At 66.5% G+C, this 23,784-nt stretch carries 25 protein-coding genes and 1 tRNA gene; 15 read left to right on the top strand and 11 right to left on the bottom strand.

All coding sequences use genetic code 11. From position 1 onward, the window contains the following. The first annotated feature begins 18 nt into the window (after positions 1–18). The 11 genes from RI032_RS13475 to queC all read left to right on the top strand — a co-directional run bounded on the left by RI032_RS13475 (position 19) and on the right by queC (position 10,677). On the top strand, positions 19–1,938 hold the full coding sequence (locus RI032_RS13475) for a potassium transporter Kup (RefSeq protein ID WP_014038224.1): 1,920 nt from the start codon (positions 19–21) through the stop codon (positions 1,936–1,938). A 358-nt stretch (positions 1,939–2,296) separates the two neighbouring features. Further along, a complete protein-coding gene (gene ruvB, locus RI032_RS13480; protein ID WP_010481595.1) occupies positions 2,297–3,337 on the top strand; it encodes a Holliday junction branch migration DNA helicase RuvB in 1,041 nt (346 codons plus the stop codon). Beyond that, on the top strand, positions 3,327–3,758 hold the full coding sequence (ybgC, locus tag RI032_RS13485) for a tol-pal system-associated acyl-CoA thioesterase (protein WP_010481597.1): 432 nt from the start codon (positions 3,327–3,329) through the stop codon (positions 3,756–3,758). Before ruvB ends, ybgC begins: the two co-directional genes overlap by 11 nt. A gap of 10 nt (positions 3,759–3,768) precedes the next feature. Then, positions 3,769–4,548, top strand: a complete 780-nt coding sequence (gene tolQ, locus RI032_RS13490) for a protein TolQ (protein ID WP_006438802.1) — start codon at positions 3,769–3,771, stop codon at positions 4,546–4,548. Positions 4,549–4,572: 24 nt separating this feature from the next. Further along, positions 4,573–5,001 (top strand): protein TolR, encoded by a 429-nt coding sequence (gene tolR / locus RI032_RS13495; RefSeq protein WP_005410751.1) that lies wholly within the window; start codon positions 4,573–4,575, stop codon positions 4,999–5,001. After that, the gene (gene tolA, locus RI032_RS13500; RefSeq protein WP_109814744.1) at positions 4,991–6,046 is read left to right on the top strand and encodes a cell envelope integrity protein TolA; all 1,056 of its coding nucleotides are present in this window, start codon (positions 4,991–4,993) and stop codon (positions 6,044–6,046) included. Before tolR ends, tolA begins: the two co-directional genes overlap by 11 nt. 284 nt (positions 6,047–6,330) lie before the next feature. Beyond that, positions 6,331–7,650 carry a Tol-Pal system beta propeller repeat protein TolB gene (gene tolB, locus RI032_RS13505; RefSeq protein WP_049411092.1) on the top strand — a complete coding sequence of 440 codons (1,320 nt, stop codon included), beginning with the start codon at positions 6,331–6,333 and terminating at the stop codon, positions 7,648–7,650. Positions 7,651–7,714: 64 nt separating this feature from the next. Beyond that, complete coding sequence (gene pal, locus RI032_RS13510) at positions 7,715–8,233, top strand: peptidoglycan-associated lipoprotein Pal (protein ID WP_005410748.1); 519 nt, start codon at positions 7,715–7,717, stop codon at positions 8,231–8,233. 3 nt (positions 8,234–8,236) lie between these two features. Beyond that, on the top strand, positions 8,237–9,055 hold the full coding sequence (ybgF, locus tag RI032_RS13515) for a tol-pal system protein YbgF (RefSeq protein WP_010481611.1): 819 nt from the start codon (positions 8,237–8,239) through the stop codon (positions 9,053–9,055). Positions 9,056–9,231: 176 nt separating this feature from the next. Beyond that, positions 9,232–9,933 carry a 7-carboxy-7-deazaguanine synthase QueE gene (gene queE, locus RI032_RS13520; protein ID WP_134957825.1) on the top strand — a complete coding sequence of 234 codons (702 nt, stop codon included), beginning with the start codon at positions 9,232–9,234 and terminating at the stop codon, positions 9,931–9,933. Positions 9,934–10,011: 78 nt separating this feature from the next. Beyond that, on the top strand, positions 10,012–10,677 hold the full coding sequence (queC, locus tag RI032_RS13525) for a 7-cyano-7-deazaguanine synthase QueC (RefSeq protein WP_134957823.1): 666 nt from the start codon (positions 10,012–10,014) through the stop codon (positions 10,675–10,677). Positions 10,678–10,810: 133 nt separating this feature from the next. Here queC and RI032_RS13530 read toward each other — a convergent pair whose 3' ends face one another. Beyond that, positions 10,811–11,767: a DUF2268 domain-containing putative Zn-dependent protease gene (locus tag RI032_RS13530; protein WP_322547140.1), complete on the bottom strand. Its 957-nt coding sequence runs from the start codon at positions 11,765–11,767 to the stop codon at positions 10,811–10,813. 178 nt (positions 11,768–11,945) lie between these two features. Here RI032_RS13530 and RI032_RS13535 point away from each other — a divergent pair. Continuing rightward, positions 11,946–12,021, top strand: a tRNA-Lys gene (locus tag RI032_RS13535). A 76-nt stretch (positions 12,022–12,097) separates the two neighbouring features. Here the strand turns inward: RI032_RS13535 and RI032_RS13540 are convergent. Next, a complete protein-coding gene (locus tag RI032_RS13540; protein ID WP_010481695.1) occupies positions 12,098–12,415 on the bottom strand; it encodes a hypothetical protein in 318 nt (105 codons plus the stop codon). Positions 12,416–12,493: 78 nt separating this feature from the next. After that, positions 12,494–12,784, bottom strand: a complete 291-nt coding sequence (locus tag RI032_RS13545; RefSeq protein WP_322547141.1) for a hypothetical protein — start codon at positions 12,782–12,784, stop codon at positions 12,494–12,496. Positions 12,785–13,066: 282 nt separating this feature from the next. Here RI032_RS13545 and RI032_RS13550 point away from each other — a divergent pair, with 282 nt between their 5' ends. Then, on the top strand, positions 13,067–13,906 hold the full coding sequence (locus RI032_RS13550) for an alpha/beta hydrolase (protein ID WP_322547142.1): 840 nt from the start codon (positions 13,067–13,069) through the stop codon (positions 13,904–13,906). An 82-nt stretch (positions 13,907–13,988) separates the two neighbouring features. Continuing rightward, positions 13,989–14,927 (top strand): alpha/beta hydrolase, encoded by a 939-nt coding sequence (locus RI032_RS13555; protein ID WP_322547143.1) that lies wholly within the window; start codon positions 13,989–13,991, stop codon positions 14,925–14,927. 107 nt (positions 14,928–15,034) lie between these two features. On the opposite strand, the gene RI032_RS13560 is transcribed toward RI032_RS13555, so the two are convergent. After that, a complete protein-coding gene (locus RI032_RS13560) occupies positions 15,035–15,460 on the bottom strand; it encodes a response regulator (protein WP_019337551.1) in 426 nt (141 codons plus the stop codon). Between the two features lie 94 nt (positions 15,461–15,554). Next, positions 15,555–16,322: a CPBP family glutamic-type intramembrane protease gene (locus RI032_RS13565; protein WP_322547144.1), complete on the bottom strand. Its 768-nt coding sequence runs from the start codon at positions 16,320–16,322 to the stop codon at positions 15,555–15,557. 149 nt (positions 16,323–16,471) lie between these two features. On the opposite strand from RI032_RS13565, the gene RI032_RS13570 reads away from it, so the two are divergent. Continuing rightward, entirely contained in the window at positions 16,472–16,792 is a 321-nt protein-coding gene (locus RI032_RS13570; RefSeq protein WP_322547145.1) for a TFIIB-type zinc ribbon-containing protein, read from the top strand. Positions 16,793–16,846: 54 nt separating this feature from the next. Here RI032_RS13570 and RI032_RS13575 read toward each other — a convergent pair whose 3' ends face one another. The 6 genes from RI032_RS13575 to RI032_RS13600 all read right to left on the bottom strand — a co-directional run bounded on the left by RI032_RS13575 (position 16,847) and on the right by RI032_RS13600 (position 23,758). Further along, the gene (locus RI032_RS13575) at positions 16,847–17,359 is read right to left on the bottom strand and encodes a GNAT family N-acetyltransferase (protein WP_322547146.1); all 513 of its coding nucleotides are present in this window, start codon (positions 17,357–17,359) and stop codon (positions 16,847–16,849) included. An 81-nt stretch (positions 17,360–17,440) separates the two neighbouring features. Further along, positions 17,441–18,445 (bottom strand): copper resistance protein B, encoded by a 1,005-nt coding sequence (locus RI032_RS13580; RefSeq protein WP_322547147.1) that lies wholly within the window; start codon positions 18,443–18,445, stop codon positions 17,441–17,443. Continuing rightward, positions 18,442–20,250: a copper resistance system multicopper oxidase gene (locus tag RI032_RS13585; protein ID WP_322547148.1), complete on the bottom strand. Its 1,809-nt coding sequence runs from the start codon at positions 20,248–20,250 to the stop codon at positions 18,442–18,444. The genes RI032_RS13580 and RI032_RS13585 overlap by 4 nt, the downstream gene beginning before the upstream one ends. A 75-nt stretch (positions 20,251–20,325) precedes the next feature. Beyond that, the gene (locus tag RI032_RS13590; RefSeq protein ID WP_134731874.1) at positions 20,326–20,706 is read right to left on the bottom strand and encodes a CopL family metal-binding regulatory protein; all 381 of its coding nucleotides are present in this window, start codon (positions 20,704–20,706) and stop codon (positions 20,326–20,328) included. Between the two features lie 143 nt (positions 20,707–20,849). After that, the gene (gene recQ / locus RI032_RS13595; RefSeq protein WP_057503046.1) at positions 20,850–22,655 is read right to left on the bottom strand and encodes a DNA helicase RecQ; all 1,806 of its coding nucleotides are present in this window, start codon (positions 22,653–22,655) and stop codon (positions 20,850–20,852) included. A gap of 554 nt (positions 22,656–23,209) precedes the next feature. Further along, positions 23,210–23,758 carry a Dps family protein gene (locus RI032_RS13600; protein ID WP_005410730.1) on the bottom strand — a complete coding sequence of 183 codons (549 nt, stop codon included), beginning with the start codon at positions 23,756–23,758 and terminating at the stop codon, positions 23,210–23,212. Positions 23,759–23,784 lie beyond the last annotated feature (26 nt).

Below are 23,784 nucleotides of genomic sequence, written 5' to 3' on the forward strand. Positions count from 1 at the left end.
AGCTTCGCCAGGAGTCCCATGTCCAGCAGTCAAACCCCGCACGCCGCCGCCCCAGGCGGCCATGGTCACGCCCCTCCCGCCGGAGGCATGGCGCTGATCATCGGTGCGATCGGCGTGGTCTTCGGCGATATCGGTACCAGCCCGCTGTACACCCTGAAGGAGGCGTTCTCGCCGCACTACGGGCTCAACAGCGACCACGATACCGTGCTGGGCGTGCTGTCGCTGGCCTTCTGGGCACTGAACATCGTGGTCACGCTGAAGTACGTGACCATCATCATGCGCGCCGACAACGACGGCGAGGGCGGCATCATGGCGCTGATGGCGCTGACCCAGCGCACGCTGCGCAACGGTTCGCGCTCGGCTTATGTGGTGGGCATCCTCGGCATTTTCGGTGCCTCGCTGTTCTTCGGCGACGGCGTGATCACGCCGGCGATTTCGGTGCTGGGTGCCGTCGAAGGCCTGGAGGTGGCCGCGCCGGGCCTGCATGCCTTCATCGTGCCGATCACGGTGGTGGTGCTGCTGATGGTGTTTGCTGCGCAGCGCTTCGGTACCGAGAAGATTGGCAAGGCCTTCGGCCCCATCACGTCGGTCTGGTTCATTTCGCTGGCCGCGATCGGTATCTACAACATCGTCGACGCGCCGGAAGTGCTGAAGGCCTTCAACCCCTGGTGGGCGATCCGCTTCTTCATGGAGCACAGCTGGCACGGCATCTTCATCCTCGGCGCAGTGGTGCTGGCAGTGACTGGTGGCGAGGCGCTGTACGCCGACATGGGCCACTTCGGTGCCAAGCCGATCCGCCACGCCTGGTATTTCTTCGTCCTGCCGTGCCTGGTGCTGAACTACCTGGGGCAGGGCGCACTGGTGCTCAACCATCCAGAGGCGCTGAAGAACCCCTTCTTCGAGGCGGTGCCGCCGTGGGCGCTGTATCCGATGATCATCCTGGCCACCATGGCCGCGGTGATCGCCTCGCAGTCGGTCATCACCGGTGCGTTCTCGGTCTCGCGCCAGGCCATGCAGCTGGGCTACATCCCGCGCATGCGCATCAAGCACACCTCGCACGACACCATCGGCCAGATCTACATCCCGGGCATCAACTGGGGCATCGCGGTGATGGTGATCGGCCTGGTGCTGGCCTTCCGCAGCTCGTCCAACCTGGCGGTGGCCTACGGCATCTCGGTGTCGGCCACCATGCTGATCGACACTCTGCTGCTGGCCCTGGTCGCCCGCTCGCTGTGGCCGAAGGCACGCAAGTGGATCCTGCCGCTGTGCGTGGTGTTCTTCATCATCGACCTCGGCTTCGTCATCGCCAACGGTGCCAAGCTGCTGCAGGGCGCTTGGTTCCCGGTGGTGCTGGGCATCTTCCTGTTCACCATGATGCGCACCTGGCGCCGTGGCCGCGAGCTGCTGCGCGATGAGATCCGCAAGGACGGCATCCGCCTGGATACCTTCCTGCCGGGCCTGATGCTGGCACCGCCGGTACGTGTGCCGGGCACTGCGGTATTCCTCACCGCCGACCCGACCGTGGCCCCGCATGCGCTGATGCACAACCTCAAGCACAACAAGGTGCTGCACGAGCGCAACGTGTTCCTGCACGTGGAAACCCTGCCGATTCCGTATGCGATGGAAGGGCAGCGACTGAAGATCGAATCGGTGGGCGACGAGTTCTACCGGGTCTATGTGCGCTTCGGCTTCATGGAGACCCCGGACGTCCCACTGGCGCTGATGCGCTCGTGCGACCACGGTGGCATCTACTTCGACCCGATGGACACCACCTTCTTCGCCAGCCGCGAGACCATCGTGGCCACCGCCAACCGCGGCATGCCGATCTGGCGCGACAAGCTGTTCGCGCTGATGCACCGGAATGCCGCGCCGGCGACCGGCTTCTTCCGGATTCCGGGTAACCGGCTGGTGGAACTCGGCGCGCAGGTGGAGATTTAATCTCCACCGTCGATCCATCCAACCTGCCGTGTCGACCAAGGTCGACACCCACCAAGAGCAGGCCATACCGTGTCGACCAAGGTCGACACCCGCCAGGAGCAGGCAGAGCAGGCCACGCCATCCAGACAGACTGCGGCGATCTGTCGAAGGCGGGAGTGGGTCCGGTTGAGGGGGTGTGAGCGGCATGGATGCCGCGACCAAGCCCCCATGGATGGGTTTACGGCGTCCCCCGCAACCGGACCCACCCCGCCAATCCCCAGGAAGACCGCTTCGGCTGTTGCTCTGGATGTTGACGTTGCCTCTGCGGGTGCCGGGCGCAGCCCGGCCGAAACCCGTACTTTTGCCGCATAATCAGCACATGACCGACGACCGCATCATCGGCGCCGGCGCCACCCGCGAGGATGACGCCGCCGACGCCAGCATCCGCCCCAAGCGCCTTGCCGACTACCTCGGCCAGGTGCCGGTGCGCGAGCAGATGGAGATCTACATCCAGGCGGCCAAGGGGCGTGGCGACGCGCTCGACCACGTACTGATCTTCGGGCCGCCGGGCCTGGGCAAGACCACCCTCAGCCACGTCATCGCCAACGAACTGGGCGTGGCCCTGCGCGTGACCTCCGGCCCGGTGATCGAGAAGGCCGGCGACCTCGCCGCGCTGCTGACCAACCTGCAGCCGCACGATGTGCTCTTCATCGACGAGATCCATCGCCTGTCGCCGGTGGTCGAGGAAGTGCTGTACCCGGCGATGGAAGATTTCCAGATCGACATCATGATCGGCGAAGGCCCCGCCGCCCGCTCGATCAAGATCGACCTGCCGCCGTTCACCCTGATCGGTGCCACCACCCGTGCCGGCCTGCTGACCGCGCCGCTGCGCGACCGCTTCGGCATCGTCCAGCGCCTGGAGTTCTACAGCGTCGAGGAGCTGACCCGCATCGTGCGCCGTTCGGCGGCCATCCTGGCCATCGACTGCACCGCCGACGGGGCAGGGGAGATCGCGCGCCGCGCGCGTGGTACCCCGCGTATCGCCAACCGCCTGCTGCGCCGCGTGCGCGACTACGCGCAGGTGAAGGCCGGCGGCCACATCGACGAGGCCGTGGCCCAGGCTGCGATGAAGATGCTCAAGGTCGACCCGGAGGGCTTCGACGAGCTTGACCGGCGCCTGCTGAAGACCATGGTCGACTACTTCGATGGCGGCCCGGTCGGCATCGAATCGCTGGCGGCAGCGCTGTCCGAAGAGCGCGGTACGCTGGAAGACGTGGTTGAACCGTACCTCATCCAGCAGGGCTTCCTGGTGCGTACCGCGCGCGGCCGCATGGCCACCCACAAGGCCTACCGGCACATGGGCCTGAAGCCGAAGAACCCGCCGCAGGACCTGTTCGCGGAGGTTCCCGATGTCGGTTGAGCCCCGATTCAGTTGGCCGACACGCATTTACTGGGAAGATACCGACGCAGGTGGCGTGGTTTACCACGCCCGCTACGTGGCCTTCATGGAACGGGCCCGGACCGAATGGATGCGTGCGCTGGGCTACGGCCAGGAGCGCATGCGCGCCGAGCATGGGATGGTCTTCGCGGTGCGCTCGATGCAGATGGATTTCATCAGGCCGGCACGGCTGGATGACACCCTGCAGGTGAGTGCCCGCCTGGTCCAGCTGAAGAAGGCCAGCATGGTCTTCGACCAGCAGATCCTGCGCGACGGCGAACTGCTGCTGTCGGCGCAGGTCCGCATCGCCGCACTGGAAGCGGCCAGTTTCCGCCCGCGTGGCATGGACGAGGCCGTCCTTGCCGTGCTGCAACCCCACCTCCACCCCGAATCCGAACACTGAGGAACAACGGATGATCGCAACGCTCCTGGCCCTGCAGGCCACGGTCACCGAGGCACTGCCGGCCGACGTCAGCAACGCCGCGACACAGACCCTTGCCCAGGCCACCACCGGCGGCGGCATCAACTACCTCGAACTGATGGCCAAGGCCAGCCTGCCGGTGAAGATCATCGTGCTGCTGCTGCTGGTCGGCTCGTTCGTCAGCTGGGTGATCATTTTCCGCAAGGCCCGCGTGTTCAAGCAGGCCACCCGTGAAGCCGACGAGTTCGAGAACCGCTTCTGGTCCGGTGCGGACCTGGGCAAGCTGTACAGCTCGGCCACCGACCGCAGCCGCAATGTCGGCGGCCTGGAAGCCATCTTCGAAGCCGGTTTCCGCGAGTACACCCGCCTGCGCGACAAGCGTCGCCTGGATGGCCGCGCGCAGCTGGAAGGCGCGCAGCGTGCCATGCGCACCACCTACACCCGCGAAGTGGACCAGCTCGAGCGCAACCTGGAGCTGCTGGCCAACATCGGCTCGACCGCGCCGTACGTGGGACTGGTCGGCACCGTGTTCGGCATCATGGTGACCATGCACGACATGATCAGCAGCGGCGCGCAGGCCGGCATCGCCGCCGTCGCTCCGGGCATCTCCGAAGCCCTGTTCGCCACCGCGATCGGCCTGTTCGTGGCGATTCCGGCAGTGTGGGCCTACAACCGCTTCACCACCCGCGTAGAGCGCATGTCGGTGCGGTTCGAGACCTTTGCCGAAGAGTTCAGCTCCATCCTGCAGCGCCAGAGCGCTGGCGACGAGTAAGCGCCTGACCCGGGAGTCCAAGCCATGTCCGCTGCCATCGGTCGCCGCAAGCGCCGCAAGCTGAAATCGGAAATCAACGTCGTTCCCTACATCGACGTCATGCTGGTGCTGCTGATCATCTTCATGGTCACCGCGCCGCTGCTCACGCTGAGCTTCGACGTCGACCTGCCGCAATCCAACGCCAAGGCGCTGGAGAGCAAGCAGGACCCGGTGATCGTCTCGGTGCGCCAGGACGGCCAGCTCAGCCTGAAGCTGCCCGACGCCAAGGAACCGACCGCCGTGTCGGCCGAGGAACTGGAAGGCCGCCTGGCCGGCATCGCCGCCCAGGACAAGGGCGTGCGTGTGATCGTCGCCGCCGACCGTGCCGTGGCCTATGAAAAGGTCATCGCTGCGATGGATGTGATCAAGCGCGCCAAGGTAGACAAGGTAGGCCTGGCCACCGATGCACGCTGACGCCCTGCCACCTCCACAGCAGCGCGAACCCGGCTGGGGCCTGCCCCTGGCGCTGGCGTTGCTGGTGCACCTGCTGGTCGCGCTGGTCTTCATCGTGGCCTGGTTCTGGTCGCCCGAGCGCAACACCGACGCCGCCGCAGGCGATCCCTCGGTCGAGGCCAGCCTGGCGCTGTCTGCGTCGGAGGCCTCCGCCGCGCGCCAGGCCCTGCGCCAGTCGGAGAAGCTGGAGGACCTGCCGCCGCCGGTGGCCGAACCGATCCCCGTACCGGAAGACACCATTCCGCCGCCGCAGCCGATTCCCGAACCGCGCCCGCAGGACGCTCCCACGCCCCAGCAGCAACAGGCGCAGGAGCGCGTCGCACAGCCGGACACCAAGGACCAGGAAGCAGTGAGCGCGCTGGCCATCTCGCAGGAGAAGGCCAAGCAGGAGCAGGAAGCCAAGCGCCGCCAGGAGCAGATCGACCTGACCGAACGCAAGCGCCAGGAAGAAGCGGAGCAGAAGCTGCGCCTGGCCAAGCAGCAGGAAGCGGACGCCAAGAAGAAGCAGGCCGAGCAGGAACGCGTGGCCGCTGACAAGGCCGAGGCCGAGAAGCAGAAGAAGATCGCCGAGATCCGTGCCCGCCGCGAGCAGGCCGAGAAGGAAGCCAAGCTGGCCGAGCGGAAGCTGCGCGAGGTCGCCGCCGCGCGCAATGCCGCCGGCAGTGCCGCCGCCGGTGCCAGCGGTGCATCCCAGCCAGCCGCCGGTGGTGGCGGTAACAGCGACGATCTATCGGCCAAGTACGCTGCCGCGATCCAGGCCAAGGTGCTGTCGCAGTGGGTGCGCCCGGATACGGTGCCGCTGGGTCAGCGTTGCCAGATCACCATCACCCAGATTCCGGGTGGCACGGTGATGCAGGCCAAGGTCAGCCCGAACTGCCCGTACGACGAGGCCGGCAAGCGTTCGATCGAGGCCGCCGTGCTCAATGCGCAGCCGCTGCCGTACCGCGGCTTCGAGTCGGTATTCGCGCGCACGCTCAACTTCACCTTTACCGCCCAGGATCGCTGAGGCGGGCAGGGCAGGGTGGCTTCCGGGCCACCTGCGCCCACGGATGTCGCGCTCGCCTCTGGCAGGTCTGGTTTCGACCGGGCAGGCTGTGGGCTGCTGTCGAACACCGTCCTGCAGGGCGGCGTGACCGGGGCAGACGGTGCGATGTTAGCCACGACGTTAACGGTGCGTGAGAGGACGGGCTGGAACTGACCCGGAATTCACGTACCCTTGGTTCATGATTGCGAAGCGGTTCACTCCCGCTTTGCTATCCCTCGTTCCGGTTTCCCCCTATTGAGCGCTCCATGAAAAAGATGCCTCGCTGGCTTGCCGTGTTTGCGGCCCTGTTGCTGCCCTTTGCTGCCGTCGCGCAGCAGAAGGGGCTGGATATCGACATCATCGGCGGCAATGCCTCCGCGCTGCCGATCACCATCGTGCCGATGCCCTACCAGGGTTCGGCGGCTGCACCGCAGACCGACGTCGCTGGCGTGGTCCGTGCCGACCTGGAGCGTTCGGGCCAGTTCCGCACGCTGCCGGAAGCGCAGATCGTCGAGAAGCCGGTGCGCGGCGGCGACATCCAGTTCGCCACCTGGCGCGCGCTGAAGCAGAACTACATCGTGGTCGGCCGCGTGCTCGACGCCGGTGCCGGTGCCTACCGCGTCGAGTACGAACTGTTCGACGTGCCCAAGGGCGAGCGCCTGCTGGGCCTGGCGATGACCGCCCGTGGCAATGCCATGCGCGACGTCGCCCACCAGATGGCCGACGCCATCTACGAGAAGATCACCGGTGTGCGCGGCGCCTTCTGGACCCGCATCGCCTACGTGACCGCCAGCGGCAAGGGTGATGCCATGCGCTACGCGCTGATGGTGGCCGATTCCGACGGCTTCAACCCGCAGACCATCGTGCGCTCGGCCGAGCCGCTGCTGTCGCCGTCGTGGAGCCCGGATGGCAGCAAGCTGGCCTACGTCAGCTTCGAGCGTGGCAATTCGGCCATCTACATCCAGAACATCGGCACCGGTGCGCGCGAGCTGGTCACCAGCTTCCGTGGCATCAACAGCGCTCCGGCGTTCTCGCCGGACGGCCGCAAGCTGGCCCTGACCCTGTCGCGTTCGGGCAACCCGGAAATCTACGTGATGGACCTGGGCAGCAAGCAGCTGACCCAGCTGACCAACCACTTCGCCATCGATACCGAGCCGACCTGGGCGCCGGACGGCAGCGCGGTGTACTTCACCTCCGACCGCGGCGGCCGTCCGCAGGTCTACAAGGTCGGTGCGGGCGGCGGCAGCGCCGAGCGCGTGACCTTCCAGGGCAACTACAACGCCAAGCCCTCGGTGTCCTACGATGGCAAGAAGATCGCCGTCGCCCAGGGCTCGGGCAACAGCTACAAGATCGCGATGATGGACAGCTCGCTGGGTTCGCCCCGCTGGAGCACGCTGTCCCCGGGGTCGCTGGATGAATCGCCCAGCTTTGCGCCCAACGCAAGCATGGTGCTGTACGCCGCCCGCGAAGGTGGCCGTGGTGTGTTGTATGCCGTTTCGGCCGATGCGCGGGTTCGCCAGCGCCTGGTCCTGGCCGATGGTGATGTGCGCGAGCCGGCATGGTCCCCATACCGTACCCAGCGCTAAAAGAGTGTTAATATTTTCGCTGTCTTGAACCCCTCATCGGCCTAGGAGCCACAAAGGTATCGCCATGAACAAGTCCACCCGCGTTCTGCTTGTTTCCCTGCTGTCTGTGGCCGTCCTGGCCGGTTGCTCGAAGAAGGTGAAGGAAGAGCCGGCAGCCCCGGTTGACACCGGCACCTCGACCACCACCCCGACCGGTCCGTCGACCTCCGGCCTGTACGGCCCGGGCGACCTGGACACCGACGCTTGCCTGCGCCAGCGCGTTGTCTACTTCGACCTGGACAAGGAAGACGTGAAGCCGGAATTCCAGGCCATCATGGCTTGCCACGCCAAGTACCTGCGTGACCGTCCGTCCTCGCGCATCACCCTGCAGGGCCACACCGACGAGCGCGGTTCGCGCGCGTACAACCAGGCCCTGGGTGAGCGTCGTGGCAACGGCGTCAACTCGGCCCTGCAGGCCAACGGTGGCTCGGCTTCGCAGCTGACCGTCGTGTCCTACGGTGAAGAGCGTCCGGTCTGCACCGAGTCGAACGAGTCCTGCTGGTCGCAGAACCGTCGCGTCGAAATCGTCTACACCGCGCAGTAATCCATGCGCATTGGCATCAAACTGATGCTGGTCGTTGCGGCAGCCCTCGTGGCTGCCGCACCGGCGCATGCACAGCGACAGAGCCTGGCCGACCGCGTTGGCGCGATCGAGCAGCAGATGTACAACAACAGTGCCAACCAGGACCTGTTGAACCAGATCAATCAGCTGCGGCAGCAGGTCACCAGCCTGCAGGCCTCGATCGAGCAGTTGCAGCACGACAACGCCCAGCTCAAGCAGTCCGCCCAGGACCAGTACCTGGATCTGGACAGCCGCCTGAACCGGTTGGAAGGGGGCAATGCCGCCCCGGCCCTGCCGCCCGTTCCGGCGAGCGCGCCGAAGGCCGCACCGGCTCCGGCAAAACCCGCAGCGGCGGCCACTTCCGAGCGGCCGCCTTCCGTCCATGGTGATGCCGGCAGCCTTGCCGCCACCGGCGACGAGCGCACCTCCTACAACGTCGCCTTCGATTCGCTGAAGGCCGGCAAGTACGATGACTCGGCGCAGCTGTTCCTGAGCTTCCTGCAGTTGTATCCGAACGGCGTCTACGCGCCGAACGCGCTGTACTGGCTGGGCGAGAGCTACTACGCCACCCGCAATTTCCCGATGGCCGAGACCCAGTTCCGCGAACTGCTCTCGCGCTATCCGACCCACGACAAGGCCGCTGGCGGCCTGCTCAAGGTCGGCCTCTCGCAATACGGCGAGGGCAAGGTCGACCAGGCCCAGCAGACGCTGGAGACCGTCGTGGCGCAGTACCCGGGCTCGGACGCCGCGCGCACCGCGCAGGACCGTCTGCAGTCCATCCGCCTCGGCAAGCAGATCCGCTGATCCGCTGACCGGGCGTACAATGGGTGCCCTGTAGAGCCGAGCCCATGCTCGGCTGCTTTCGTTTCCGGACCGGCAAACCCGTCCGGTTGCTGTTGTAGAGCCGAGCCATGCTCGGCTGCTTTCGTTACCGGCCACGGTAGCCCACCCGCCACGTGTCCCACCAAGAACTCCCCGCCATGACCGCCGTTACCCCGTCCAGCGCCGCCGCCACCCCCAGTGAGATCGTGCAGTCGCCGCTGCCACGCCTGAAGATCACCGAGATCTTCACCTCGCTGCAGGGCGAAGCCGATACCGCCGGCTGGCCGACCGTGTTCGTGCGCCTGACCGGCTGCCCGCTGCGCTGCCAGTACTGCGACACCGCCTATGCCTTCCATGGCGGCACCTGGTGGGACATCGACGACATCGTGGCCGAGGTGCTGGCCCAGGGCGTGCGCCACGTCTGCGTGACGGGCGGCGAGCCGCTGGCGCAGAAGCGCTGCCTGGTGCTGCTGCAGAAGCTCTGCGATGCCGGCATGGACGTTTCCCTGGAAACCTCCGGCGCGCTGGACGTCAGCGCGGTGGACCCGCGCGTATCGCGCGTGGTCGACATCAAGACCCCGGGCTCGGCCGAAGTGGCGCGCAACCGGTGGGAAAACCTGCCGCTGCTGACCGCCCGCGACCAGATCAAGTTCGTCATCTGCAGCCGCGAGGATTACGACTGGGCCAAGTCCCTGCTGGCCGAGCACGATCTGGTCAAGCGCTGCACGGTGTTCTTCTCGCCCAGCAAGGGCGAGATCACCGCGCGGCAGCTGGCCGACTGGATCGTTGAAGACCGGTTGCCGGTGCGCTTCCAGATGCAGTTGCATAAAATCCTGTGGAACGACGAGCCGGGCCGATGAGCCTGCGCAGCGTTCCCTGATGTAGCTCCGGCGCGGGACAGCGTGCTGGCTTTCCCCTCCCAACCGGATGTTTTTCCCATGAAGAAGGCAGTCGTGCTTCTCTCCGGCGGCATGGATTCAGCCGCCGTCATCGCCATGGCCCAGGAACAGGGCTTCGCCGTGCATGCCCTGAGCGTGCGCTATGGCCAGCGCCACACCTCCGAACTGGATGCCGCCGCCCGCGTGGCCAAGGCCCAGGGCGTGGTCGCGCACAAGACCGTGGACGTGGACCTGCGCAGCATCGGCGGCTCGGCACTGACCGACGACATCGACGTACCCGAGGCCGGTGGCGCCGGCATCCCGGTCACCTACGTGCCGGCGCGCAACACCATCATGCTGTCGCTGGCGCTGGGCTGGGCCGAAGTGCTCGGTGCCAATGACATCTTCTGCGGCGTCAACGCCGTGGACTACTCCGGCTACCCGGACTGCCGCCCCGAGTTCGTGGCTGCATTCCAGACACTGGCCAACCTGGCCACCAAGTCGGGCGTGGAAGGTGCGGGCATCAAGGTGCACGCGCCGCTGCAGTTCCTCAGCAAGGGCCAGATCGTCAGCGAAGGCGTGCGCCTGGGCGTGGACTTCGGCCTGACCGTGTCCTGCTACAACGCCGACGCCAACGGCGCCGCCTGCGGCCACTGCGACGCCTGCCGCCTGCGCGCGCAGGGCTTCACCGAGGCCGGCGTGCCGGACCCGACGCTGTACGCCTGATCGCTCGGTAGAGCCGGCCGCTGGCCGGCTTCCCTGTGGGTGCGAACCCGATGGACCTGGTGTGTGCCAACCGCTCCCTCGGTGGGTGCGAACCTTGGTTCGCACCCCCTGGCCCGCAAGGCATGGCCAGGCGCTACCGCTGCTGCAACCATCCCGACGCGTCAATAAACGCCCGCACCGCCTTCGGATCGGCATAGTCCAACTCAATCATCCGCGCGATACCGGCCTTCTCGTCGGCCTGCTGGCGCATGTACTCCTGCGCGATACGGTACCCAGCGTAGTACCCCACATCACTCACCCCGAATGGATTGCGGGCGCTGTTGTAGATCCAGTTGTCGAGGTTACCCCCGTCCATCTCGGCAATGAAACGCGTGCGGATGTCCGCCTCATGCGCGGGCCCGTAGCTGTACAGCGGAAGCGCCGGCCGACGCCCACTCAGCCGTTCGGCCACGTACTCGGCAACACCCTCGCGCACCGCGTACTGGGCCAGGCTGCCGGTGGTCTCGCGCTGCTGCGTGTGCACGTACTCGTGCAGGTTGTTCTGCGCGTTGTTCGCGCCCGGCCGGCTGTCGTAGAAGATCCGCAGGCGGTCGCGCATCTTCTCCGGCAGTTCGCTCACGTCCACGCGCTCATCGCCCAGCGCCATCTCGGCACCGATCAGCACCTTGTCACCCAGCGTGGTGCCGCCGGTGCGCAGCACACCGACTGCGTAGGTGATGGTGGCCGGACGCAAAGCCGGGTAGAGCGCCCGGAATTTGGAAAGATCCCGTTCCAGTGTGGCGCTGGCCTGCTGCGCGTTGGCGGTCAACGGCCGAACCGACGTCCAGAAGCGCGGCCACGCGCGCATGGCCTCGGCGTATTCGCGGGCGTTATAGTTGCGGACCTGCATCAGCGCATGCAGGCCGGGGCTGCCTGGATCGATGTAGCGCTCCTGCACGAGTGCGGCCTGGCGTTCAACGTCGGGCTCGGCGCGCACCGCGTCATAGGTGGCCCAGAAGCGGCCGATGTCGTCGGTGACGACCTGGGGCGGGGCGGCCAGTGCCGCGCAGGGCAGCAGCAGGGCGGCAACGAGGCAGAGGGGCAGGCGCATCCGTGGCTCCGGGGAAGGATCACAGATGGGATGCGACGGCGGCCCGGAAGGTTTAAGCCGGCGGTCCAGATCGGGTAGTGCCGGCCGCTGGCTGGCAACCTCGACGCACCAGGGTTTCACCCGGCCCGGCAAAGTAGGGTAGAATGCCCACCCCGCCGAAAGGCTGGGGCAGTGCAATGGGCCGTTAGCTCAGTCGGTAGAGCAGAAGACTTTTAATCTTTTGGTCGAAGGTTCGAATCCTTCACGGCCCACCAATTGCATCCAATGACCCAGGTCATTCAGAAGGGCACCGCAATGCGGTGCCTTTTTTGTTGCGCTTCTCCACGGCAACTACTTCGTCCGCGCAGTCTTCGCTTTAGCCGCCGCCGCGTCAGCAGCCTCCTGTGCGGCCGTTGCTGCTGCATTCGCAGAACGTGCCGCCTCCGCTCTTGCCGCCTCGAAATAGGTGAGCCGCTGCAGACTGGTTCTGCGTTCCAGTTCCATTGCTGCGGCGAAGCTTTCCGGATGCTTTGCAGCACAGGCCTCCTGCACCAGTTGCACGGCACGATCAGACAGCCCGGGCTGGATGTTGCCGAGCAGGCAATCGGCATACGGTACGGGCGCGGCCGAGCTGGCGGCCAGCGCGGCGATGAGCAGGGCACTCAACATGCAAACCTCCTTGTAGGTTTCGAAGGGACTGGCAACCAGTCCGTCCCAAGTATGGACCGGATCTGGGTGCAACGGCGGCTACGCCGGCCGGATATCCCGGTACACCCGTTCCGCCGGCCCGCGGCAGGCGAAGAACAACCCATCGATTAGCCCCTCATCCAGATGGCGGTCGGGCGTGGCCCTCGACCGGCAGCGTTCCGCGGCGTGCAGCATTTCCGCCACGGTCAGCATGCCAATGGCGGCACGCTCCGCGTGTGCCATGGCCTGTTCCCGCCCGGGCGGCAGATCGATTTCCGGCCAGGGCAGACCGTCGGCGCCGTCGCCATCGCGGATGCTCTTGAGGCATCCCCATAATGCGCATCCACGCATGGCGTGGATCTACTTTCGCCTGAGAACAATCGCTGCGATGACGGCTGCGATGCCGACCGGGATCAGGACGACCGCCAGAAGAATGATCCAGTGCCAAATGCTGAATCCCCCCATGTCCCAACTCCTTGTAGGAAACGATGAATGTTAGCAAACGCGATTGCAGTCATTTCCCGATACAGTTCAAGCATCGCGCAGCGCCGTAGCATACGTGCAGGCATGCCGAATCGGCCGACGCCTTGGCCTTGGCGTTATGCTCGGCACTTTCCCAGGATGGGCCGCTCCATGCGCTTTATCGTGCTGTCGCTGTTGTTGTCCGCTGTCTCCGCCGCGCCGCTGATGGCCGCCGAAACCGCGCCGCCCGCTGCCGCCTTGCCTCTGGTCATCGGCGAGACCTTCACCATCAAGTCGAAGGCGCTGGGCGAAACCCGCCGCATCAATGTCTACCGCCCGCAGCCATGGGGCCTGGACCCGAAAACGCCGCTGCCGGTGCTCTACATGCCCGACGGCGGCATCGGCGAGGACTTCCTGCATGTGGCTGGGCTGGTGCAGGTGTTGACCGGCAACGGCAGCATGCGCCCGTTCCTGCTGGTCGGCATCGAGAACACCGAGCGCCGCCGCGACATGACCGGCCCCAGCAAGGACCCGCAGGACCAGAAGATCGCGCCACGCATTGGTGGCTCGGCGGCCTACCGCACGTTCCTGCGCGATGAACTGATGCCGCAGGTGCGCCAGCGCTACCCGACTACCGACGAACGCGCGTTGATCGGCGAGTCGCTGGCTGGCCTGTTCGTGGTCGAAACGCTGCTGCAGGAACCGACACTGTTCAACAGCTACATCGCGCTGGACCCCAGCCTGTGGTGGAACCGTGGTGCAATGCTGGCCGGGGCGGCCAAGCAGCTGCCGGCGGTGACGCGTGCGCAGCCGCGCGTATTCCTGGCCAGCAGTGGGCAGCCGGAGCTGGCCGCATCCACTGCACGACTGGCCGAGTTGCTGCAGCAGGCTTCGCCGTCGCCGCTGGTGAAGTACCTGCCGTTGCCGGAAGAAACCCACGCTACGATCTATCATCCGGCCGCATTGCAGGCGCTGCGCACACTGTTCCCGGCGCCGCCGGCCTCGCCCTGACCGCACTGGCAGCGGGTTGCGCACCATGCAAGGATGCGGCAGCGGCGCCATCCGGTGCGCCGCCCGCAATGGGAGCGTGTGGATGCAGCGTGTGCGTGGATGGAGTGTGGCGGCCTGCCTGGCCGTGAGTGGCTGTGCGATGTCGGTGGCGCCGCCGGCAGCGCAGAGTGAAGCGAAGGAGAGCCCGGCCGCCGCTGTGTCGGGCGTGGTGCTGCCGGATACCGAAGCGCTGCGCGTGCACGATCCGATCGGCCGCGATTATCCGGTCTGGGTGGCGTTGCCGGCCGACTACGCCGCACATCCGGAAAAGCGCTATCCGGTGCTGTACGTAACCGATGCGTTGTACAGCTTCCCGCTGGTGCGCAGCGTGCGCAACCTGGTGGGGCAGAAGGGTGTCAACCTGGAGGATTTCATCCTGGTCGGGCTGCCGCCGCAGGAAGGGCTGACCTCCAAGCAGAGCCGCTCGCGCGACTACACGCCCAGCGACCCGGCGCGTACCGATCCGCGTGATTACAGCGATGACGTGAGCTACGGCGGCGCGGCGCACTATCGCGATTTCCTCGCCGAGCGGGTGCTGCCGATGATCGATGCGCGCTACCGCACTGATCCGGCGCGGCGCGCCTATGCGGGTCATTCCTATGGTGGCCTGTTCGGCGCCTATGTGCTGACCACGCGCCCGGACATGTTCCGCACCTACATCCTCTCCAGCCCATCACTGTGGTTCGACGACCATCGGGTGCCGCGCATGCAGGCCGAGGCCAAGGCGCCGGCGCAGCCGACCACGGTGGTGCTGTCGGTGGGCAGCTTTGAAACGGTCAAGCCCGAACCGCGTTATTTCACCCGCAACGACATGCTGCGCCACAACGCAGAATTCGCCGAGCAGCTGCGCAGCAGCGGGCGATCATTGAAGGTGGAGAACATGGTGATCGATGACGAGGATCACTTCACGGTCTACCCGGACATGATCACCCGCGCACTGCTGAAGGTGTTCCCGGGTAGCGGGCCGTACAGCAGCGGTTGATCGCAGGTTCAATCCACGCATGGCGTGGATCTACCGGGGTTGTTGACGTGGGTCCACGCCGACGAGAAACGGAATCAGTAGATCCACGCCATGCGTGGATGATCCCCTCAGGCCGCGCTGGCCCGCGGCGGCGGCATCAGCGCGGCATCCGCTGCGTGGCGGAAGCACAGGCGGATGGCATCGAGCAGCTCGCTCATGCTGTATGGCTTGGGCAGGAAGTGGATGCCGGCGCGCAGCTGCGGCAGCACGCGATGCTGATCCATGCCGGAGGTGACCAGGATCGGCAGCTGCGGCAGGTGCTCGCGCACGCGGTTGGCCGTTTCGATGCCGCTGATGCCGCCCAGGCAGACGTCGGTGAACAGCAGGTCGAACGGTTCACCGGCGTTGAGCAAGCCCAGCGCGGCCTCGGCGCTGCTGACAGCGGTGACCTGGCAGGCCTGGCTTTCCAGGGCGAGACGGCTCAGTTCCTGGGTTTCCTCGGCGTCCTCGATGAGCAGGACGCGCGGTTCCACAAAGCGCTTGGACAGCAACATGACGCGGCAACTCCGGACAACAGGGGGAGCGAAAGGCGCGCAAGTATGCGCAAGCCGGTAGTGATCCCGGCGTGCACGGCAAGCTAAGTGGGCGTTACAACCGCGTCTGGCGCCGGCGATGCACGTGCCAGGCCAGGATCGCGACCGCGAACAGGGCGGTGCCGATGCGCAGGCCGGTGGCCTGCCAGCCCAGTGCAACGGCGTCATCAAGGCTGAACACGTTCCAGGCCAGGTTCATCGACACGTGCAGGACCAGGCCGCACCACAAGGTGTCACCGTCGAGGTGGTCGAGCCAGGCGAAGATGAAGCCGCCCAGGGCGATCACCGCCCCGACGAACAGCGCGAGGCCGCCGCCGTCGAACCCGCCGAAACCCAGCCAGTGCACCCAGCCGAACAACAGCGCCTGCGGCAGTGCGAGCCATGGCCAGGGGGCGCGCACGATCTTCACCAGCAGCACGAAGCCGAGGCCGCGGAACAGCACTTCCTCGGCCAGTGGGAACAGCACTGCCAGCATGGTGGCATCCAGTACGGTCAGTGCCTTGTTCGGTGTACCGAGCAGCGCCAGGCCCAGCCAGCAGGGCAGGCTGGCCAGCAGTACCCACATCGGGCCGCTCCAGCCGTTGCCGCGCAGCCCCAGGCTGGCCATCAGGCCCATCCCGCGTGGCCGCAGCAGCGCGGCCAGCAGGAGTGCCACGAGCACGGCCAGCGCGTTGTCGAGCAGGCTGCCGCCGTAAGCAATGGGCAAGGCGGGAATCGGCGTGCCTGCGGCGGCTGCGATGTCGCGCAGATTCAGGCCAACGCCGACGCCGAGCAGCACCAGCAGCAGGCGCGCGGCGCTGGGCAGGCGGGACAGGACGGTCATGCACGCACTCCCTGCGGAACCAGCATGCAGTGTGGAAGGGACCGGGCACGCTGGCACGCGCCGGAAGTCCCTGTGCCATCGGTCATGTGTTGCCGCACAGTCATCACAGGGCAGGTAGAGTCCTTGCCAGACCGACAGGAGCAATGCCGATGCTGTGCCCCGTGTGCAAGACCCAGACCCTGCAGATGGCCGAACGCCATGGCATCGAAATCGACTATTGCCCTGGCTGCCGTGGTGTCTGGCTGGATCGTGGCGAGCTGGACAAGATCATCGAGCGCGCGGGTGCGGGTAGTGCGGTACCGCCGCCCGCCCCGGCGCAGTCGCAGCCGGCCGCCGCGCCGCCGCCGGTGATGCACCGTGACACCCGCCATCTGGGCCAGCGCTACGAGGACAACCGTGGCCAGCAGTACGGTCAGGGCTACAAGAAAAAGAAGAAGGACAGCTTCCTGTCGGAGCTGTTCGACTTCTAGCCGCTTCGCTCTTTGTAGCGTATAGCCATGCTCGACGCTACAGGGACCGCATGATCACGGCCGGCGCAGGATGAACTCGCGATCGTGGGTATCGCCGACGATGAAGTCGTACTCGCCCACTTTGCTGCAGCCATAGCGCGCGTAGAAGCGCTGCGCGCCGAAGTTTTCTTCCCATACGCCCACCCACAGGGTGCGGCGCTGCGGCTGGTCCAGCCAGGCCATGAACGCGTCCATCATGCGTGCACCATGGCCGCCGTTCTGGTGTGCAGCCTGAATGTAGAACCGCTTCAGTTCGATGTCGCCCTCGCATGCATCCGTGTGCGGCAGGGTGTTGGCACCGGCGGCCAGATAGCCGACCACGGCGTCACCGTCCATCAGCAGCCAGATGGCACTGCGTGGGTCGGACAGTTCGATGCGCTGCGGTTCGCTGCTGTAGTGATCCTGCAGGAAATCGTGCAGGTCCTGCGGCGGATACGAGTCGCCCCAGGTCTCGGTGTAGGTGGCGATGGCGATTGCCGAAAGCGTGTCGACGTCGGCGAGGGTGGCGCGGCGGATCTGCAACGACATGGCGGTGCCTGCATTGGAACGTGGCGCAGTGTAGCCGGCCCCGGCGGTTGCCGGGGCTGGCCACTGCTCACGTAACGCTGCTCAGAACCACATGCGCACGCCAGCGACCCAACGTGTGTCGCGCGCGTGGTCACCGGCATAGTCGGCGGTGTCGCCGAAACTGCGTTCGTGGCTGATGCCGATGTACGGCGCGAAGCGGCGGCTGAACTCATAGCGCAGTCGCAGCCCGGCTTCGACCTTGTTCAGGCCACGGCCGATGCCGTACTCCGGTTCATCCTTGGCTGCCACCGTGGCTTCCAGCAGCGGCTGCAGGATCAAGCGGTTGGTCAGCAGCACGTCGTACTCGACTTCGGCCTTGGCCAGCATCTGGCCGCCGGAGCCCATGTACAGCGTGGCCGAGCTCTCGAACTTGTAGGGCGCAAGGCCCTGGATGCCGATCGCCGCCCACGTGCGGGAGTCGGCCGGTCGGAAGTCCTGGCGCACACCGACCAGCACGTCCCACCACGGCGACACGCTGCGGCCATACAGTGCTTCAAGCGACGATGATTCGGTGCGGTCACGGCTGCGTTCGCCATCGGTGCGCAGCCACAGGCGGTTGATGTTGCCGCCGATCCAGCCGGTGGCTTCCCAGGCCTGGCCGTTGCTGCTCTTGCCGTCCCAGTGTTCGAGGCGGTCAATCAGCAGCAGGCTGTTGATCTCCGGCGCGTGTTCCATCGCGCCATGCGCGATCGGTGGGAAGGCGGCGGCGCGGTCGGCATCGGTCGGGACCGGGATCGGTTCGCGAGGTTCGGTGGGTGCGGGCGTGCCGTGACCCATCGCCGCGTGATCCATGCTGGAGTGATCCATCGCGGAATGGTCCATCGTCGCCGGCTGCATCGCGGCGTGGTTCATCTTCGAGTGATCCATGGTCGAGTGGTCCATCTTCGAATGATCGACCGGTTCGGCAGGCGTCTTCGCGGACTTCGTGGCCTTCGCAGGCGCGTTCATCGCGCCCATGTCATGGCCCGCGTGCGACTGCGCGGACACCGGCAATGCGGCGGCCAGGCCCAAGGCCAGCAGGCTGGGGGAAAGCAGTGAGCGGCTCATTCTTCGATCCTCACTTCGCGCATCATGCCCGCTTCCATGTGGTACAGCAGATGGCAGTGATAGGCCCAGCGGCCGAGCGCGTCGGCGCGCACGCGGTAGCTGCGGCGTGTACCGGGTGGCATGTCGATGGTGTGCTTGCGCACCTGGAATTCGCCTTGTGCGTTTTCCAGATCGCTCCACACGCCGTGCAGATGGATCGGGTGCTGCATCATGGTGTCGTTGACCAGCACGATGCGCATGCGTTCGCCGTAGTTCAGCCGCAGCGGCTCGGCGCTGGCAAACGGGATGCCGTCGAACGACCAGGAGAATTTCTCCATGTGGCCGGTCAGGTGCAGCTCGACTTCACGACTGGGCTCGCGGCCATCGGGGTCTTCGAACAGGCTGCGCATGGCGCCGTAGGTCAGCACCTGGCGGCCGTTGTCGCGCAGGCCGATGCCGGGGTCGTCCAGCTTCGGTTCGGTGGCCGAACTCTGCATGTCCACCAGCGGGTTGTTGCGTTCGCTGGCCGGATGCTTCGGTGCCTTGCTGGCGGTATCGCCGCCGTGCGCGCCGTGGCCCATGCTGGCGCCGCAGCTGCCTTCCATGCCCTTCATCGCGGCCATGTCGTGGCCACCGTGGCCACCACTGCCCATGTCGTGCCCCATGTCGCTCATCGTCAACAACGGGCGTGGGTCGCGCGCGGGAATCGGTGCCTGCAGGCCATGGCGAACGGCCAGTGTTCCGGCGGCGTAGCCGGTGCGGCCCATGTCCTGGCAGAAAATGGTGAAGGCATCCTGCCCACTCGGTTCGACCAGCACGTCGTAGGTTTCGGCGGGAGCGATGCGGAATTCGTCGATGCTGACCGGGTGGATGTACTGGCCGTCAGCGGCGACCACGGTCATCTTCAAACCGGGGATGCGCACGTCGAAGTAGGTCATCGACCCGCCATTGATGAAGCGCAGCAGCACTTTTTCGCCGCTGCGGAACAGACCGGTCCAGTTGCCGGCCGGGGCGGTGCCGTTCATCAGGTAGGTGTAGGTGTGCGCGTTGATGTCGGAGATGTCGGTCGGCGTCATCCGCATCCGGCCCCACATGCCACGGTCGGACAGCGCGGCCGACCAGCCGTCGCGCTTCACGTCACGCAGGAAGTCGGGCAGCGTGCGCTTGTAGTAGTTGTCGTGCTCGGCAAGCTTCTTCATGCGGCGGAACAGCGCGCCCGGGTCCATGTCGGTCCAGTCGGACAGCATGATCACGTGCTCGCGGTCGTGGTGGTACGGCGCCGGTTCGGCCGGATCGATGATCAGCGCACCGTACAGGCCGGCCTGCTCCTGGAACATCGAGTGGCTGTGGTACCAGTAGGTGCCGGACTGCTTGAGGTCGAAGTGGTAGTGGTAGGTCTCACCGGGGCCGATGCCGTTGAAGCTCAGCCCGGGCACGCCGTCCATGTTGGCTGGCAGCAGAATGCCGTGCCAGTGGATCGAGGTCGGATGGCGGTCCAGCGTGTTGCGCACGAACAGATCCACCGTCTGGCCTTCGCGCCAGCGCAGGATCGGGGCCGGCAGCGAGCCGTTGACGGTGATCGCCGGGCGGGTGCGGCCGGTGAAATTGGCCAGCGATTCGCCGATGGCCAATTCGATGCGGGTGTCGCTGAGCACGGCAGGGGCGCCGGCCAGGCGTGGGGCGGCCGTGGCGGCGGCGAGCGCGCGCTGCGGCACGCCGACAGCGGCGATGCCGGCAACCACGCCACCGGCGGCCAGGCCCTGCACGAACAGGCGGCGCGACGGCATGGGCAGGGCGCCCGGGCCGGGGGGAATGCGGGTATTCATGGTGGTGACTCCAGACACGTAAAGACGCCGGCAGGTGGCCGGCTACGGTGCGCAGGGCGCACGGTGCGTGTGGAATCAGCCGATGGGAGGGCGGGAGATCGGCGGCAGCGGCGGCGCCGGCCGGCCAGTGGCCGGCATCGGCTGCGGCGCCAGCGACAGTGCCGGGCCCGCCAGATACGGCAACGGCTGCACCACCAGCAGCGGGTGCTGGGCGCAACTGCGCACGCAGTCCTTGATCTGGCAGTGGGCGTCGTGGGCGGGGGCCTTGGCCTGTGGGGCCTCGTCGGCCTGCATGGCGGCGTGGTGGTGGCAGTCGGCATCGCCGCCATCAAGGGCGGCTACCGCGTGGGCCATCCGGCCCATTTCCTCGTGACCACTGGCCATGGCCGCGTTCAGCCCGTTGAGCAACAGGCTGAGCATGAGCACGACACGGAGCAGGGTCGAGGCGAGGGACATGGCGCTAATCTAGCCGCAAGCGGCTGTGGATGCACTTCCGGCTGAATGGCCGGTTCAAGGTTGGACCTGCACCAGCGTAGAGCCGAGCCCGCGCGCCGTTGGGGCCATGCCCGGCGGCCGCGCAGCGCGGCAACGCGTAACCGTCAACCCTCTTCGCGCACGATCTCGACCAGGCGTGGGCCGTAGCGGCTCAGCTTGGTGCCGCCGATGCCGCCGACCCGGGCCAGTTCATCCAGGCTGGTCGGGCGTTGCTCGGCGATGTTGCGCAGGGTGCTGTCGTGGAAGATCACGAAGGCCGGCACGTTCTGTTCGCGGGCCAGTTCGGCACGCAGGCCGCGCAGGGCGTTGAACAGGGCCAGATCCTGCGGCAGTACCGACAATCCGGTGCGTTGTGCGCTGCGCTCGCGTCCGCTGGTGCTGCTGGACGGGTCGCGGCGCATGCTGATCTGGCGGCGGCCGGTCAACACGTCACGGCTGGCATCGGTCAGGCGCAGGCCGCCGTGGCCCTCGCTGTCCACTTCCAGCAGGCTGGCGGCGACCAGCTGGCGGAACACGCTGCGCCAGGTGCGCGCATCCAGGTCGCGGCCGATCGCGTAGGTGCTCAGCTTGTCGTGGCCCTGCTGCCTCACTTTCTCGTTCTCGCTGCCTCGCAGCACGTCAATCAGATGGCCGACGCCGAAACGCTGGCCGCTGCGGTAGACACAGCTCAGCGCCTTCTGCGCTGGGATGGTCGCGTCCCATGAGGCCGGCGGTGTCAGGCAGTTGTCGCAATTGCCGCAGGGCTGGGGATAGGTCTCGCCGAAACCGGCCAGCAGCACCTGGCGGCGGCACTGCATGGATTCGCAGTAGCCCAGCAGGTGGTCGAGCTTGCCCCGCTCCAGCTGCTTGCGTTCTTCGCCGGCCTCGGACTGCTCGATCATCTGCTTGAGCAGCACCACGTCGCCCAGGCCGTAGCACAGCCAGGCTTCGGCGGCTTCGCCATCACGGCCGGCGCGCCCGGTTTCCTGGTAGTAGCCTTCCATCGACTTCGGCAGGTCGGTATGCGCCACGAAGCGCACGTCCGGCTTGTCGATGCCCATGCCAAAGGCGATGGTGGCGCACATCACGATGCCATCCTCGCGCAGGAAACGGCGCTGGTTGTTGGCGCGCACTTCCGGCGGCAGGCCGGCATGGTAGGGCAGGGCGTTGAAGCCCTGGCCGCAGAGGAATTCGGCAGTCTCCTCGACCTTGCGCCGCGACATGCAGTAGACGATGCCGGCCTCGCCACGATGGCCACGCAGGAAGTCGGTCAGCTGCTTGCGGGCGTTGTCCTTCTGCACCACGGTGTAGCGGATGTTGGGGCGGTCGAAGGAGCTGACGAAGTGGCGTGCTTCCTGAAGGTCCAGGCGTTCGGCGATCTCGCGCTGGGTCGGCGGGTCGGCGGTGGCGGTCAGCGCGATCCGGGGGATCTGCGGCCAACGCTCGTGCAGCACGGTCAGCTGGCGGTATTCCGGGCGGAAGTCGTGGCCCCATTGCGACACGCAATGCGCTTCGTCGATGGCGAACAGGGCGATCCGGCTGCGTGACAGCAGCGACAGGAAGCGGCCGGTCAGCAGCCGCTCGGGGGCGACATAAAGCATGTCCAGCTCGCCAGCGAGCAGTTCGCGTTCGACGCGGCCGGCCGTTTCAGCGTCCAGGGTCGAGTTCAGGAATTCGGCGCGCACGCCGAGCTGGCGCAGGGCTTCGACCTGGTCCTGCATCAGCGCGATCAGCGGCGAGATGACGATGCCACATCCGTCACGCAGCAGGGCCGGCACCTGGTAGCAGAGCGACTTGCCACCGCCGGTGGGCATCAGCACCAGGGCATCGTGACCGGCAGCCACATGCTCCACGATGTCCTGCTGGGGACCACGGAAATCGTCGTAACCAAAGACGCGTTGAAGCAGGTCGTGCGCGGGACGGGAAGCCATCCGGCTAGTTTACCCCGGCGGGGGAGTCGGCAGGGCTGCGCCCTGCACCCGCTGCAAGCCAGTGCAACGTCAAAGGCAACAGCCGGCTCTGGGGTGATTCGTGGTTTGGTGGGGCGGTATCGGATTGCGGGGACGCCGCAAGTACGTCCCTGTAGGCTTGGCAGCCGCATCCATGCGGCTGACACCCCGCAATCAGACACCGCCCCACCTTCGACAGTTTCCCGCGGCCGTTGGTGGGTGTCGACCTTGGTCGACACATCTGTCAGATATCGACAAACAAAATGGGGTCAGATCCGTTTTCCTGCGGAAAACGGATCTGACCCCAATGGCTTTGCCGGCAGATCGCGGAAATCTGTCGAAGGCGGGGTGGGTCCGGTGGCAGGGGTGTCCGCGGCATGGATGCCGCGGCCAAGCCCCCAAGGACGGGTTTACGGCGTCCCCTGCCACCGGACCCACCCCGCCAACCCACAGCAAACCAGCCTTTGCTCCGGCCGTTGTCGTCGCAGTTGCCTCTGCGGGTGCAGGGCGCAGCCCTGCCGAACCACTCCCAACCCCTACTGGAGCAGGGAACGCAGCATCCAGGCGTACTTCTCGTGGGTCTGCAGGCGCTGGGTCATCAGATCCTCGGTCGGGGCGTCGTCACCCTTGGCCGCCACCTCCAGCACTTCACGCGCCGTACGGCAGACCGCTTCGTTGGCGACCACCAACTGGCGTACCATTTCACGCCAGTCCGCACTGTCGGTCAGGCCCGGTTCCTCGGCGATCGAGGTCAGCGCAGCAAATTCCCGGTAGGAGCCCGGGGCATTGAAGCCCAGCGCGCGGATGCGCTCGGCCACGTCGTCCAGTGCCGCCCACTGTTCGGTGTACTGCGTCTCGAACATGGTGTGCAGCGAGTTGAACATCGACCCGGTCACATTCCAGTGGAAGTTGTGCGTCTTCAGGTAGAGCGTGAACGCATCAGCCTGGAAGCGCGACAGACCGTCGGCGATCTTCTTGCGGTCGCCCTGGGTGATCCCGATATCGATGTTCGGCGCCGACGGTGCCGCCGCTGCAAGCTTCTGCTTGCCGGTCTTGGCCTTGGTCGTGCTCTTGGTCTTCGCCATGGGGTTCCTCCTTGTGGAATCGTTGG

The organism is Stenotrophomonas geniculata, assembly GCF_034508895.1.
Lineage (GTDB): Bacteria > Pseudomonadota > Gammaproteobacteria > Xanthomonadales > Xanthomonadaceae > Stenotrophomonas > Stenotrophomonas geniculata.

Excerpts from the sequence above, each read along its gene's own strand:
- ybgC (WP_010481597.1), top strand. The coding sequence starts at position 3,327 with ATGTCGGTTGAGCCCCGATTCAGTTGGCCGACACGCATTTACTGGGAA.
- recQ (WP_057503046.1), bottom strand. The coding sequence starts at position 22,655 with ATGGCTTCCCGTCCCGCGCACGACCTGCTTCAACGCGTCTTTGGTTAC.
- ruvB (WP_010481595.1), top strand. The coding sequence starts at position 2,297 with ATGACCGACGACCGCATCATCGGCGCCGGCGCCACCCGCGAGGATGAC.
- RI032_RS13475 (WP_014038224.1), top strand. The coding sequence starts at position 19 with ATGTCCAGCAGTCAAACCCCGCACGCCGCCGCCCCAGGCGGCCATGGT.
- ybgF (WP_010481611.1), top strand. The coding sequence starts at position 8,237 with ATGCGCATTGGCATCAAACTGATGCTGGTCGTTGCGGCAGCCCTCGTG.
- RI032_RS13590 (WP_134731874.1), bottom strand. The coding sequence starts at position 20,706 with ATGTCCCTCGCCTCGACCCTGCTCCGTGTCGTGCTCATGCTCAGCCTG.
- RI032_RS13580 (WP_322547147.1), bottom strand. The coding sequence starts at position 18,445 with ATGAGCCGCTCACTGCTTTCCCCCAGCCTGCTGGCCTTGGGCCTGGCC.
- RI032_RS13540 (WP_010481695.1), bottom strand. The coding sequence starts at position 12,415 with ATGTTGAGTGCCCTGCTCATCGCCGCGCTGGCCGCCAGCTCGGCCGCG.
- RI032_RS13575 (WP_322547146.1), bottom strand. The coding sequence starts at position 17,359 with ATGTCGTTGCAGATCCGCCGCGCCACCCTCGCCGACGTCGACACGCTT.
- RI032_RS13550 (WP_322547142.1), top strand. The coding sequence starts at position 13,067 with ATGCGCTTTATCGTGCTGTCGCTGTTGTTGTCCGCTGTCTCCGCCGCG.
- tolR (WP_005410751.1), top strand. The coding sequence starts at position 4,573 with ATGTCCGCTGCCATCGGTCGCCGCAAGCGCCGCAAGCTGAAATCGGAA.
- RI032_RS13565 (WP_322547144.1), bottom strand. The coding sequence starts at position 16,322 with ATGACCGTCCTGTCCCGCCTGCCCAGCGCCGCGCGCCTGCTGCTGGTG.
- tolB (WP_049411092.1), top strand. The coding sequence starts at position 6,331 with ATGAAAAAGATGCCTCGCTGGCTTGCCGTGTTTGCGGCCCTGTTGCTG.
- RI032_RS13530 (WP_322547140.1), bottom strand. The coding sequence starts at position 11,767 with ATGCGCCTGCCCCTCTGCCTCGTTGCCGCCCTGCTGCTGCCCTGCGCG.
- tolQ (WP_006438802.1), top strand. The coding sequence starts at position 3,769 with ATGATCGCAACGCTCCTGGCCCTGCAGGCCACGGTCACCGAGGCACTG.
- RI032_RS13560 (WP_019337551.1), bottom strand. The coding sequence starts at position 15,460 with ATGTTGCTGTCCAAGCGCTTTGTGGAACCGCGCGTCCTGCTCATCGAG.
- queE (WP_134957825.1), top strand. The coding sequence starts at position 9,232 with ATGACCGCCGTTACCCCGTCCAGCGCCGCCGCCACCCCCAGTGAGATC.
- RI032_RS13585 (WP_322547148.1), bottom strand. The coding sequence starts at position 20,250 with ATGAATACCCGCATTCCCCCCGGCCCGGGCGCCCTGCCCATGCCGTCG.
- RI032_RS13555 (WP_322547143.1), top strand. The coding sequence starts at position 13,989 with ATGCAGCGTGTGCGTGGATGGAGTGTGGCGGCCTGCCTGGCCGTGAGT.
- tolA (WP_109814744.1), top strand. The coding sequence starts at position 4,991 with ATGCACGCTGACGCCCTGCCACCTCCACAGCAGCGCGAACCCGGCTGG.
- RI032_RS13545 (WP_322547141.1), bottom strand. The coding sequence starts at position 12,784 with ATGCGTGGATGCGCATTATGGGGATGCCTCAAGAGCATCCGCGATGGC.
- RI032_RS13570 (WP_322547145.1), top strand. The coding sequence starts at position 16,472 with ATGCTGTGCCCCGTGTGCAAGACCCAGACCCTGCAGATGGCCGAACGC.
- RI032_RS13600 (WP_005410730.1), bottom strand. The coding sequence starts at position 23,758 with ATGGCGAAGACCAAGAGCACGACCAAGGCCAAGACCGGCAAGCAGAAG.
- queC (WP_134957823.1), top strand. The coding sequence starts at position 10,012 with ATGAAGAAGGCAGTCGTGCTTCTCTCCGGCGGCATGGATTCAGCCGCC.
- pal (WP_005410748.1), top strand. The coding sequence starts at position 7,715 with ATGAACAAGTCCACCCGCGTTCTGCTTGTTTCCCTGCTGTCTGTGGCC.